Annotated in this window: 11 protein-coding genes; 4 read left to right on the top strand and 7 right to left on the bottom strand. The window is 57.6% G+C overall.

Annotated elements, in window-relative coordinates; all coding sequences use genetic code 11:
* Positions 1-4: 4 nt before the first annotated feature.
* The 5 genes from prmA to ppa form a co-directional block, all read right to left on the bottom strand.
* On the bottom strand, positions 5-919 hold the full coding sequence (gene prmA, locus OR573_09270) for a 50S ribosomal protein L11 methyltransferase (GenBank protein XGA78714.1): 915 nt from the start codon (positions 917-919) through the stop codon (positions 5-7).
* A gap of 152 nt (positions 920-1,071) precedes the next feature.
* Complete coding sequence (accC, locus tag OR573_09265; protein XGA78713.1) at positions 1,072-2,412, bottom strand: acetyl-CoA carboxylase biotin carboxylase subunit; 1,341 nt, start codon at positions 2,410-2,412, stop codon at positions 1,072-1,074.
* A gap of 31 nt (positions 2,413-2,443) precedes the next feature.
* Complete coding sequence (gene accB / locus OR573_09260; protein ID XGA78712.1) at positions 2,444-2,914, bottom strand: acetyl-CoA carboxylase biotin carboxyl carrier protein; 471 nt, start codon at positions 2,912-2,914, stop codon at positions 2,444-2,446.
* Positions 2,915-3,235: 321 nt separating this feature from the next.
* A complete protein-coding gene (gene dsbD / locus OR573_09255; protein XGA78711.1) occupies positions 3,236-5,182 on the bottom strand; it encodes a protein-disulfide reductase DsbD in 1,947 nt (648 codons plus the stop codon).
* Between the two features lie 186 nt (positions 5,183-5,368).
* On the bottom strand, positions 5,369-5,899 hold the full coding sequence (gene ppa / locus OR573_09250) for an inorganic diphosphatase (protein XGA78710.1): 531 nt from the start codon (positions 5,897-5,899) through the stop codon (positions 5,369-5,371).
* Between the two features lie 211 nt (positions 5,900-6,110).
* Here ppa and OR573_09245 point away from each other — a divergent pair, with 211 nt between their 5' ends.
* Positions 6,111-7,820, top strand: a complete 1,710-nt coding sequence (locus tag OR573_09245) for a protein kinase (GenBank protein ID XGA78709.1) — start codon at positions 6,111-6,113, stop codon at positions 7,818-7,820.
* Positions 7,821-7,916: 96 nt separating this feature from the next.
* Here the strand turns inward: OR573_09245 and OR573_09240 are convergent, their stop codons facing one another.
* Together OR573_09240 and rnt are read right to left on the bottom strand one after the other, a co-directional pair.
* Positions 7,917-9,176, bottom strand: coding sequence for a 6-phosphofructokinase (locus OR573_09240; GenBank protein ID XGA78708.1), 1,260 nt, complete (start codon positions 9,174-9,176; stop codon positions 7,917-7,919).
* 154 nt (positions 9,177-9,330) lie between these two features.
* A complete protein-coding gene (gene rnt / locus OR573_09235) occupies positions 9,331-10,002 on the bottom strand; it encodes a ribonuclease T (GenBank protein XGA78707.1) in 672 nt (223 codons plus the stop codon).
* A 201-nt stretch (positions 10,003-10,203) separates the two neighbouring features.
* On the opposite strand from rnt, the gene OR573_09230 reads away from it, so the two are divergent.
* Genes OR573_09230 through OR573_09220 form a run of 3 tightly spaced genes read left to right on the top strand, consistent with a single transcriptional unit; the run spans position 10,204 to position 12,994 of the window.
* Positions 10,204-11,442, top strand: coding sequence for an argininosuccinate synthase (locus OR573_09230; GenBank protein XGA81707.1), 1,239 nt, complete (start codon positions 10,204-10,206; stop codon positions 11,440-11,442).
* Positions 11,443-11,499: 57 nt separating this feature from the next.
* Positions 11,500-11,835, top strand: a complete 336-nt coding sequence (locus OR573_09225) for an HlyU family transcriptional regulator (GenBank protein XGA78706.1) — start codon at positions 11,500-11,502, stop codon at positions 11,833-11,835.
* A gap of 7 nt (positions 11,836-11,842) precedes the next feature.
* The gene (locus OR573_09220; protein XGA81706.1) at positions 11,843-12,994 is read left to right on the top strand and encodes a DUF294 nucleotidyltransferase-like domain-containing protein; all 1,152 of its coding nucleotides are present in this window, start codon (positions 11,843-11,845) and stop codon (positions 12,992-12,994) included.
* The last annotated feature ends 5 nt before the right edge of the window (positions 12,995-12,999 follow it).

The following is a 12,999-nucleotide window of genomic DNA, read 5'->3' as shown; positions in this document are numbered from 1 at the left end:
CCGCTCAACCGGCCGAGCGTTGACCTGTCAGCCTGACCCAGCCTTCGCGCAGGGTGGGTTCATCCATCAACAAGCCCTGGGCCTGATAGGCATCGCGTACCTCTTCCGCCTGGTTGGCCAGAATGCCAGAGAGGGCAATGCGCCCTCCGGGTGCCACATGGCTGGCAATCATTCCAGCCAGTTCGACCAGCGGGCCAGCCAGGATATTGGCCGTTACCAGAGGGTAATCACCTGCGGGCAGTTGCTCTGGGTAATAAAGCGCCAGTTGTGACTCTTCTATGCTGTTACGCTGGGCATTATCACGGCTGGCCTGCAAGGCCTGAGGGTCAATATCAGTCGCATCAGCGTGGGCAGCGCCCAGTTTCAGGGCGGCAATGGCCAAAATGCCGGAGCCACAGCCCACGTCCAATACCTTGGCCTGGGCCAGTTCACCCTGCACTGCCAAGCCGTCAAGCCACTCAAGGCACAGGGCAGTGGTAGGGTGAGTGCCGGTACCAAACGCCAGGCCAGGGTCAAGAATCAGATTGACGGCATCCTGTTCGGGCGGCGCATGCCAGCTAGGCACAATCCATAGCCGCTGGCCCATCTGCAGTGGCTTGAAGTCTTCCATCCACTCGCGCTCCCAGTCACGGTCGGCGAGCAATTCATAGCTGATAGCCGGGCAGGGCTCTTCCGGGTAATGTTCAGCCCAGGCGGCCTGCAAGCGTTCAAGCATGGCATCGATGCCTTCAAGGTCATCATACAGGCCTGTCAGGATAGTATCCTGCCACAGCGGCGTTGTGCCACGCTCCGGTTCAAATACAGGGTCGTCGTGAGCATCCTGCAGGGCGATGGCGGTCGCTCCTTCATCCACCAGCAGGTCTTCGAGTAATTCTGCCTGTTCGGGCGCTACATGAGCGCTGAGTTGTAGCCAGGGCATTGAGGGTCTCCACGCGGCGGGGGAATGCTAGGGGATTCAACAGCGGATCGCTGTCTTGTCAGCGTTATTGTGGCTGAAAAGGTGGGCGGCATGCTGGGAAAGCAAAACGGGGCAGCCTTGGCCACCCCGCTGGTCAGCGTCCGATGTTGCAATCAGGAGCTGAGCTTTTTTTCCAGGTAATGAATATTGACGCCGCCCTGGCGGAAATAGCTGTCGCGCACCAGATCCTTCTGCAGGTCGATGTTGGTCTTGATACCTTCCACCAGTAGTTCATCCAGGGCATTGCGCATGCGCGTCAAGGCAATATCACGATCTGCGCCCCAGGTGATCAGCTTGCCGATCAGCGAATCGTAGTGCGGCGGCACCGTGTAGCCCGTGTACAGATGAGAATCCATACGCACGCCCAGACCACCCGGTGAGTGGTAAAGCGTGACTTTGCCAGGCGATGGCATGAAGGTGCGTGAATCTTCAGCGTTGATCCGGCACTCAAAGGCATGGCCGCTCACCTTGACATCATCCTGGGTGATCGAGAGGGGATGCCCGGAAGCAATCAGCAGCTGCTCCTTGACGATATCCACGCCGGTGACCATCTCTGTGACGGGGTGCTCAACCTGAACGCGGGTGTTCATCTCGATGAAGAAGAAATCGCCATCCTCATACAGGAATTCAAAGGTGCCAGCGCCGCGGTAGTTGATCGTCAGGCAAGCCTGCCGGCAGGCTTCCAGTACCCTGGCGCGGGATTCCGGATCAATGCCGGGGGCCGGGGCTTCTTCCAGTACCTTCTGATGACGGCGCTGCAATGAGCAGTCGCGGTCATACAGATGGATAGCGTGGCCCTGGCCGTCGGCGAGTACCTGAACTTCGACGTGACGCGGTTTTTCAAGGAATTTTTCCATGTAAACCGTGCCGTCACCAAACGCGGAATGCGCCTCGGTGCGGGTGACGTTGATGGCCGAAAGCAGGTGCGCCTCGGTGTGTACAACGCGCATCCCGCGCCCGCCGCCACCGGCGGCAGCCTTGATGATGACCGGGTAACCAATGCGCTTGGCAGTCGCCAGCAGGGTGTCTTCATCATCACCGAGCGGGCCATCTGAGCCGGGTACCGTCGGCACGCCAGCTTTTTTCATCGCCTCGATGGCGCATACCTTGTCGCCCATCAGGCGGATGGTGTCAGCGCGCGGGCCGATAAAGGTAAACCCAGAGCGCTCAACCTGTTCAGCAAAATTGGCGTTTTCGGAAAGAAAACCGTAACCCGGGTGAATCGCGCTGCAGTCGGTGACTTCTGCGGCGCTGATCAGGGCGGGAATATTGAGATAGGATTGCGCTGAGGATGCAGGGCCAATGCAGACAGCTTCGTCGGCCAGGCGCACATGCATCAGTTCGCGGTCAGCTTTGGAGTGCACTGCCACGGTCTTGATGCCCAGTTCTTTACAAGCGCGCAGAATACGCAGGGCAATTTCGCCGCGATTGGCGATGAGTACCTTGTCCAGCATGGGGAAGTCCACCCGTGTCAGAAAGAGGAGGTCAAGCGATGGAAAGCATGGGTTGATCAAACTCAACCGGCTCACCGTCCTCGACAAGAATGGCCTCGATGACGCCATCGCGATCAGCTTCGATCTGGTTCATCATCTTCATGGCTTCAACGATACAGATAGTATCGCCTTTCTTGACGCTGTCGCCGATTTCAACGAATGACTTGGAACCCGGCGCCGGGCTGCGGTAGAAAGTGCCCACCATCGGTGAGTTGACGGTAACACCGCGATAGGCAGACGCAGCGCTTTCCGGCTCAGCCTCGGCCGGGCTGGGGCTGGCTGCTGCCGGTGCAGGGGCTTGTGGAGCCTGAGGCGCATATTGGGGCATCGGGTAAGAAGCCATAGGGATGCCGTTAGGATGTCGGCTGATGCGAACCGACTCTTCACCTTCCTGAATCTCGATCTCGCTGATGTCGGATTCTTCCAATAGCTCGATCAGTTTCTTGACTTTACGGATATCCATTGACTTGTCCTACACTCGAAATATGAAAAATATGGCCTTGCTCAGCCTGATGGTAGACGCGCAACACAGCGCTTTGAATCAGGCAGACAAGGCGTAGTAAACCGGGATCAAAAAACGCCATAAACCGGCACGTTGATGAATCTTGCTTGAGAGTCGGTCAATTTATGCGACAGTTTTGATCTTGATAACCGCAAAGTTTGCCGAAAAACGACGCCATTGTCCAGCAACGCCAGCCCCAACCAGCAAGGGTCGCTTTTGCCTGAACGTTTGATGATCTTACCGCCAAATACCCTGAATGACAGGCGTTTGAGGGCAGGTCCTTCAACCTGCCAGCCAGCGGTTCAGCTCACCCAGATGCTGAGACAGCTGAGCAGCGCTGACCTCACCCTGAATGCGCGCATCGACAACTTCTTCTCCCTGGTTGAAAAACAGCAGGCTAGGCGGACCGAACAGGTCAAAGTGTTCAAGCAGTTCACGGCTGCGCTGATCCGTCTGGGTAACATCGGCCTTGATCAGTACATAGTCGTTCAAGGCAGAAGCCACCTCGGGCGTCGGGTAGACCTCGCGTTCTAACTGCTTACAGGAAATGCACCAATCGGCGGTGAAGTGAACAAATACCGGCTTGCTCTGGGCGTCCGCCTGGCTGATCGCGTTTTCGAGAGCGGCCAGGCTGTTGACGTTCTGGAAGGCCAGAGTTGGCTGCTCAGTGCTGCCTGAAGAAGCGCTGGAGGACACTTGCAGCGGACGCAGCGGGTTGCTGCCTCCCTGGGCGGCGCCAATTACCAGCGCAAGGCCCCATGCAAGCAGCAGGATGCCCAACGCCTGGCGCGCACGGCCCCAGCCCTGCGGCTGATTAAAGTTGAGCGCGCCCAGTGCCAGGGCAGTGCCGATCGCCAGGGCAGCCCATAACAGCAGCGCCACTGATGCGGGCACCAGGCGCTCAACCATCCAGATCGCAACGCCGAGCAGGAGCAGGCCAAAGGCAATCTTGACGCCTTCCATCCAGCCGCCCGAACGGGGCAACAAGGTGGCACCAAAAGTACCTACCAGCAGTAGCGGTAGCCCCATGCCCATGCCCAGGGCAAACAGGACTGCGCCCCCCAGCCAGGCGTCTCCGGTGGAGGAAATGAACACCATGGCGCCCGCCAAAGGGGCGGTGACACAGGGAGAAACCACCAGCACGGATAGCGCCCCGGCCACCGCCAGCCCCAGGGGGCCACTGCGCTGGGCGCGGGCCTGCCAGCGGTCAATACGGTTGGCAAAGCGTGGCGATAGCTGGAGGTTAAAAGCGCCAAACATGGCCAGGGCAAAGAGGCTGAAAAGGATCGCAAACACAATCAGCACAGGCGCTGATTGCAGGTGTGCCTGGAGGTTCAGCCCAGCACCAAACAGGCCCATCAGCACGCCGACCAGCGCATAGGTCAGGGCCATGCCCAGCACATAGCTGGCGGACAGCACAAAGGCGCGCGGCTTGGTCGGGTTCTGGCCGACCACGATAGACGACAGAATCGGGATCATGGGAAGCACGCAGGGCGTAAAGGTCAGCCCTAGCCCGGCAATAAAGAACAGCCCCAGCGCCAGGGGTAGGCTCGCCTCGCTGAGCAGGGTCGTAAAGCGACGGTCATCACTTTGTGCACCGCTGAAACTGTTTGCCCCTACGTTCGAGCTGACAGCATCCGGGTTGTCAGCACCTTGATTGGCAGCGCTGCCAGTAGCCTGCTGAGATGCGTTTTCCTGGGTAGCGCCTTGCGAAGTCTGCCAGTCAGCAAATGCCGCTGGCGCCTGAGACTGGACGGCCTGTAAGGAAACGGTTTCTGGCGGGTAGCAAAGCCCGGCATCGGCACAGCCCTGATACGTCAGGCGGATAGGTAAGGGGCCACCGTGAGGCGTTGCAATGGGTACCTCAAACACCAGTTGGTCGCGAAACACATAGACATCGCCGAGAAACTCGTCGGTGATAAACTGCCCCTCTGGCAGCTGCGGGGCGTCAAGCGTCGTGTTTTCGTCTGTACTTTGAACCGCAAACTGATGGCGATAAAGATAGTAATCTTCAGTGATCTCCATCCCGATATACAGCGTATCGCCATCATGCCAGGCGCTGGGTTGGAAGGCCTCCTGCACAGGCAGGAACTCCCCCTGATCGCTGGAGGAAAACCATTGCGCCTGGCTGACCTGGGGCCATAAACCGAGCGTCAGCGCCGTCAGGAGCAGGGCAGTGATAAGAAGTGATAAATGGCGAGTAAATGGCACGGAATGTCCTTGAGTCATGGCGGTCGGTGTCGCTGTGACAGCTTACCCTGGCAAAAACTCCCCGCGCAGGGGCATGCGCCTTCATGACGCGGGGTTTAATCGCTGCTTAATCCGGGTTGCAACGCAAACGGGTCGCCTTATGGCGACCCGTTGATACAACCTGTTTTTTCAAACCATAGGCAGCTTTCAGAAAGACAAACTGCTTCAGGCTTTTTTGTGGGCAGCAAAGGCTTTTTCAATCGCCTTGCGGGCGGCGTCGGCGCCTTCCCAGGATTCCACCTTGACCCACTTGCCTTTTTCGAGATCCTTGTAGTTCTCGAAGAAATGCGCAATCTGCTGGCGCAGCAGCTCAGGCAGATCAGTCACTTCCTGAACGTCATCGTACAAGGAGGACAGCTTGGCGTGGGGAACGCAGACCAGCTTGGCATCTTCGCCTGCTTCATCGGTCATGTTGAGAACACCCACCGGGCGAGCACGGATAATGCTGCCTGGTTCTACCGGGTAAGGTGTCACTACCAGGGCGTCAATAGGATCGCCGTCGTCAGCCAGGGTGTGCGGAATAAACCCATAGTTGGCCGGATAAAACATCGGGGTAGCCATGAAACGGTCAACCATCAAGGCGCCCATGTCCTTGTCGATTTCGTATTTGACAGGAGCGTGGTTGGCCGGGATTTCAATTGCCACGTAAACGTCGTTGGGCAGATCCTTACCGGCGGGGATGTTATCAAAGTTCATCTTGGTTTCCTTGGTGGTACAGAGTCGCGCAGGATTATAACGTCTATAAGACTTAATGGGGGCGATTATACGAATATGGGCGCGCAATTACCAATGCGACCTAGGTTTCTTACACCTAGGTCGGTGGCCTGGGTTTAGGTGTATAAAGATCAGCGGTGTATCATGCGCTTATGAAGATGATGATTCAGGTTAGCCGATCAAGGAGGCGCACTTGGCCAAAGCTCAACTGCTGATAAGTTATGGTCAAGCCTTTGTTGCGCCTGACCGACGCGAACATCGCAGCTCCATGTCAGTGCGCATTCCAGAAGAACCCTTGCTACAGGCCAAGGGCGGCTGTGCGATTATCAGCGATTCAGTGGCGCGCAACAGCCTCGCCAAGCAGGCTGGAGACCTGAGTGTGCGTGGATTTCTGGCTGATTACTTCTCAACCCCCGACCATTGGGATACCAAGGTATCCGCTACTCGTGTGCTAAGGGCCTTGAACAGCTGGTGTTACAGTCAAAGCCAGCATGTGCGTAATGGTAGTTTTGTTTCGTCGTTATCGGCACTGGTGCTGCGCCACCGGGAAGGGCATCTTTTCCATATGGGCGATACCCTGGTCTTTCGCTTGCGCGGCGCCGAGTTCGAGCAGCTTTCCCGTGATCATGTGACGGATCTGGGCGGTTACCGCTACCCCTCGCGGGCACTCGGCCTGGATGGCAGCCTGGATATTGATTACACCCCGCTGGCGCTGAAACAGGGCGACCTTTTCCTGTTTACCACCCAGGCCGTCGGCGGCACCCTGTTACCGTCTGATTATGTCCGCCTGATCCGCCAGGACGCCAGCGATCTGGATGCTGCCTGTGAACGCCTGGCCGATGAAGCCAAGGCACGCGCTCAGGAGCGTGGCTATGGGGGAGAGCAATTCTGTTTTCAGCTGGTGCGCATTGATGAGTTGCCGGATGAAGTCAATGACCATCCTGGGCGTGTGTATGGCGATTTGCCCATCCCCCCTGAGCTTTCGCCCGGCGAGCGTTTTGATGGCTTTGAAATACTCAGTGTGCTGTCGCGCACGGCGCAATCGCGGGTCTACCATGTGCGCGATGTGCATAGCCAGCGCGAAATGGTGATGAAGGCGCCAAGCCCAGAGTTATCATTGCGCAATGCCTATCTGGAGCATTTCCTGCTGCAGCAGTGGGTCGTTGAACGGGTCAATTCCCCCTATGTCGTCAAGGTGATGGAGCCTTCGCGGCCTCGCCGCTACCTGTATTACCTGATGGCTTATGTGGCAGGTGAGACGCTTCAGTCCTGGGCGGAACGTCACCCCCAGGCAAGCCTGAACCAGCGGCTTGAAATTGCCAATCAGCTGGGCAAGGCGGTGCAGGCGCTGCATCATCGGGATATACTCCACCAGCAGATCACCCCGGAAAATATCCTGATTGACCCCCATGGCAAACTGGTGCTGGCAGATTTCAGCGCCTGCCATGTGCGCGAGGCGGATGGCCACCGCCATTCCGGCGAACTGCTTGCCCAAGTGGGTTTCGGCCCTCATACCGCGCCTGAATATGCGTTGGGTGATAGCGTCGGGCGGCGCAGTGATCAATATTCGCTGGCATCGACAACCTACTGGTTGCTGACCGGCCAGCTGCCTTATCAGTTAACCCCGGACAAGCTACGCAGCCATACCGATCTGGAAGGGCTTATCTATCGCAGTGCCCGAGCGGCTAACCCGGAAATTTCTGTGGATCTTGACGATGCATTGCGTCGTGCCCTCGACCCACAGCGGGCCCTGAGGTTTCGGCGCATGTCGGAATTCCTGCGTGCCTTGCGTTTGCCTTTAGGGCGCGTGAGACGGGAGAATCGCCAGGATTCACGGCGTTTCTGGCAGGGCGTGGCGGGTATTCTGCTGTTGCTGCTGGTACTTTCCTGGCTGTTGCGTTAGAAACACTGAACTCTAGATTCTAAGCTTTAAACAAACAGGCCGGGCTAAATGCCCGGCCGTTAGTCTTTGCTATGGTCGCTGAAAAAAGCGGGTGCCCTAGAGCGTAAACACCGGCAGGCGTTTTTCGGCCTTGGCCAGCTTGAGTTTGGCTACCCTGGGCAAGCCGTTTTCAAACGGCGGGAAATCCTCGCCCTGAATCAGCGGAGAGAGGTAATTGCGGCAGGTCTGGGTAATGGCAAAACCGTCGTCACTGATGAAGTCACGCGGCATGAATTTTTCCTGATTGGCGATATCTTTCAACGGTGCCGAAATCACATCCCACTGATAGGGCGTATCGGCGACGCGGCGAATCGCCGGCATCATGGCGTTTTTACCTGCCAATGCCAGGGTGACCGCTTCGCGACCCACCGCATAGGCCTGTTCAACGTCGGTTTTTGAAGCCAGGTGGCGCGCAGCGCGCTGGAGGTAATCCGCCACAGCCCAGTGGTATTTGTAGCCCAGATCCTGCTTGACCATACCCGCCAGGGTAGGCGCGACGCCGCCCAGCTGGCGGTGGCCAAAGGCGTCGGTGTTGCCAGCGTCGGCCAGGAAGGTGCCATCTTCATAGCGCGCGCCTTCGGAAACGACAATCACGCAGTAGCCGTAATCCTTCACGCATTTATCCACCCGTGCCATCACGGCAGCGCGGTCAAAGGCAACTTCCGGGAAGATGATCAGGTGAGGTGGCTCGCCTTCACCCTCTCCGGCCAGGCCACCGGCAGCGGCGATCCAGCCCGCATGGCGGCCCATGACCTCAAGCACGAATACCTTGGTGGAGGTGGCGCACATCGAGGCGATATCCAGCGAGGCTTCCAGGGTTGAAGTGGCAATATACTTGGCGACGCTGCCAAAGCCTGGGCTGTTGTCGGTAATCGGCAGATCATTATCGACGGTCTTGGGCACATGGATGGCGGTCAGCGGGTAGCCGAGTTTTTCGGAAAGCTGTGACACCTTCAGGCAGGTATCGGCGCTGTCGCCGCCACCATTGTAGAAGAAGTAGCGAATATCATGAGCCTTGAAGACTTCGATCAGCCGCTCGTACTGGGTACGGTGGGTTTCGATATCCTTGAGCTTGTAACGGCAGGAGCCAAAGGCACCCCCCGGCGTATGACGCAAGGCCGTCACGGCCTCTTCACTTTCCTGCGTGACATCAATCAGATCTTCGGTCAGGGCACCGATAATGCCGTTATGGCCGGCGTAGATCTTGTTGATGTGCTCGGGGGCTTCACGGCAGGCTTCAATGACGCCGCAGGCGCTGGCGTTGATGACGGCGGTGACGCCTCCGGACTGGGCATAAAAGGCATTGTGCTGGGCCATGGAAACGCTTTCTCTCCTGAAAGGGGGCTTTGACTGAACTGCATCATGCGCATGAATACCGAGGAAAACGTGGGTTTTCCCAGGCATCTGCTGTCAGCGGTTGACGAAGTTTAGCGTAAAGGGCCTGAGCCTGCATCCGCTCGATACATCTGGCTCAATCCTCATTGTCATCCATGGCCTGTTCGCGCACGGCCAGCTGCCAGCCGCCAAGATCCTTATAGCGGTTGACCATGGCACAGAACAGCTCTGCGGTGCGTTCGGTATCATAACGAGCCGAATGGGCCGCCTTGTTGTCGAACTCGATACCGGCAGCGCGACAGGCGCGGGCGAGTACCGTCTGGCCATAGACCAGCCCAGCGAGGGTTGCCGTGTCAAAGCTGGAAAATGGATGAAAGGGGTTGCGCTTGATGCCGCAACGGTTGGCTGCCGCATTCAGAAAGCCATGATCAAAGGCGGCATTGTGCCCCACCAGTATCGCCCGGGTGCAGCCATGTGCCTTGATGGCCTTGCGGATGGGGCGAAAAATTTCCCCCAAGGCTTCTTCTTCGCTCAAGGCAACCTGGCGGCGCAGTGGGTCATCCAGACGAATGCCGGTAAAATCCAGCGCTGACTGCTCGACATTCGCCCCTTCAAACGGGTGGAGGTGATAGGCATAGGTAGCGTCAGGCAGCAGATTACCTTCCGGGTCCATGGTCAGGGTAACGGCCGCAATCTCCAGTACCGCATCGCGTTCGGCGTTGAATCCGCCGGTTTCAAGATCCACCACAACCGGCAGATAACTGCGAAAACGCTGGGCCATCAAATCGCGGGCAATTGCCTCGCTCATGCAGCTCTCCTTGGTAGCGAGTCAGTGGTGCTCAGTGCCACTGATAAATGTATGGTCAGTTACTTTGTTGAGTAGCCGGATTCTATCAGCTTTCATTGACAGTCGTCGCTGCCTGGGTATTCGTTGACTGCGCAGAGCGCTATACTCTGTGTTTTGAACGCAACGCCAAGACGCTGCGCTTTTATCAGTGAGCTTTTTTTGATCAGCAAGGAGTCAAGAATGTCCGATGTCAAGAAGGTGGTTCTGGCCTATTCCGGCGGCCTGGATACATCTGTAATTGTCAAGTGGTTACAAGAAACCTACCACTGCGAGGTGGTGACCTTTACCGCCGACATCGGTCAAGGTGAAGAAGTCGAGCCTGCCCGTACCAAGGCGCAGGCGCTGGGTGTGAAAGAAATCTACATTGAAGATCTGCGCGAAGAGTTTGTGCGCGACTATGTCTTCCCGATGTTCCGCGCCAATACGATTTACGAAGGCGAATATCTGCTGGGCACCTCTATTGCGCGTCCGCTGATTGCCAAGCGGTTGATCGAAATTGCCAACGAAACCGGCGCCGATGCCATTTCCCACGGGGCGACCGGCAAAGGTAACGATCAGGTGCGTTTCGAGCTGGGCGGCTATGCGCTCAAGCCGGGCGTCAAGGTCATTGCACCCTGGCGTGAGTGGGATCTCACTTCCCGTGAAAAGCTGATGGCCTACTGTGAAGAGCATGATATTCCGGTAGATTTCTCCAGCAAGAAGAAAAAATCGCCGTACTCCATGGATGCCAACCTGCTGCATATTTCCTATGAAGGCGGCATTCTTGAAGACCCCTGGGCCGAAGCAGAAGAAGACATGTGGCGCTGGAGCGTGTCTCCCGAGGCCGCGCCGGAGACGCCCACTTACGTTGAGCTGACCTTTGATCAGGGCGACATCGTGGCGATTGACGGTCAGGCCATGAAACCCCATGCAGTGCTGGAAACCCTCAACAAGATGGGTGGTGACAACGGTATTGGCCGTCTGGATATCGTTGAGAACCGCTACGTTGGCATGAAGTCGCGGGGCTGTTATGAAACACCGGGGGGCACCATCATGCTGCGCGCCCACCGTGCGATCGAATCGTTGACTCTGGATCGTGAAGAAGCGCACCTGAAAGACCAGCTGATGCCCAAGTACGCCGAAGTGATCTATAACGGCTACTGGTGGAGCCCGGAGCGTCGCATGCTGCAAGCCGCCATTGACGAAACCCAGAAAAACGTCGGTGGTGTTGTACGCATGAAACTCTACAAGGGCAACGCCACCGTGGTTGGCCGCAAGTCGGACGCATCGCTGTTTGATGAATCGATTGCTACCTTCGAGGACGATGCGGGCGCTTACGACCAGAAAGATGCAGAAGGCTTTATCAAGCTGAATGCCCTGCGTCTGCGGATTGCGGCCGGTAAGGGTCGCCAGCAGAGCTAACCTGTCAATGCGTGCGGCAGCAGTGTGCTGCCGCCGCTTGCCATTCAAGGAGTCGGTATGCTGAAAAAGCTGCTTTCAGGCCTGTTCAGTGCAGGTGACGGTGAAGCCAACAGCCGAGCAAAAGCTGCTGAGGCGATTGAGTATGCGGGCTATCTGATCATATCCGAACCGGATGTGCAGAGCGGTCAGTATCGGGTGAGTGGTGTGATTCAGCAGCGGCTTGACGAGGGTAAATTGCGTGAACACCGCTTTGAACGTTCGGATATGCTGCCAAGCCGTGATGCCTGCGATGAAATGATGGTCACCAAGGCCAAACGTTACATCGAGGAAGTAGGCGACGCCATGTTTGAACCCGACCCCCGCCAGCAAGCGGCGGACGACTCGAGCGCCTGACCCCCTTATGCACTGGTTGCACCGTGCCTCGCCATGGCGCTGTCTGTTTGAGCCGCCATTTGACCCTGAGGTCGGTGAACAACGCCTGATGGAACCCCTGCAGCGCGTGCTTTCGGCTGCACCTGCGAATTTATCCTCTGCCTATCAGTGGCAACGCCAGTGGGTAGAGGTACTGATCCGTTATGACCTTCCTGCCTGGCGTATCAGCCAGCTGATCAGTGATTACAATGCCTGGCTGTATCGCCGGGCGATTGATGAATCCCTCGAAGAAATGACCAGCCAGGGCTGGGGCCCTGTACCGGTACGCTACTGTGTGCTGGTACTGGGTTCCGGTGCCCGTGATGAAAGCCTGTTGGGCCCTGATCAGGATAATGCCCTGATCATTGAAGACTATCCGGACAGCCGTCAGCGTGATATCGACGGCTATTTCCAGGCCCTGGGGGAAGGGTTTACCCGACGTCTGGATGAAGCGGGTATTCCGCTGTGCCAGGGGCACGTCATGGCCCGCTGGCCAATGTGGCGAAAACGCCTGAGCGAGTGGCAGACCCAGTTGGAACTGTGGACACAGGACAGGCAGGTCAAACGGGTTCAGCAAACCAATATCCTGCTGGATTTCAACCCCGTTCACGGTGATCGCTGGCTGGCGGATGATCTGGCCAAGTCCGTGACGCAGATACTGCCCACCCGCGCCTTATTCATGGATGAAATGGCCGCCCTGCTGGATGAGTTGCCGGTAGCGCTGAATCGCCGTGGACGGCTGGCCAACACCTCAACTCAGGAAGGGCCTTTTGAGCAGGCCATTGATCTCAAGCGCCAGGGGTTGATGCCGCTGGTCAGCGCGGTGCGTCTGCTGGCGGTGCATCAGCGCTGTAAGGAAGTATCAACCCGCCGCCGATTGCTGGCTCTTGGGGTAGCACCCGGCTGTCTACTCAGCCTTGGTGAGGCTGAAAGCGTACTGGCGACTTTCCAGCGTTTGCAGCAGCTGATGTTTGATCAGCAATGCCACCAGATGGCCATCGGGTTGACGGCAGACAGTTGGCTGGACCTTGCTCGCCTGCGGGCCGATCAGGTGCATATGCTGGTGTATGACCTGCAGACGGTTCGGCGTTTTGTTAGCTGGGTGCAGACTCAGGTGCGTAGCAGCCGCCGAGTAAACTGAGCACC

The organism is Halomonas sp. CH40, from assembly GCA_041875495.1.
GTDB lineage: Bacteria > Pseudomonadota > Gammaproteobacteria > Pseudomonadales > Halomonadaceae > Vreelandella.
The sequence above is the reverse complement of the archived record's forward strand: the minus strand, read 5'-3'. Positions and strand labels throughout refer to the sequence as shown.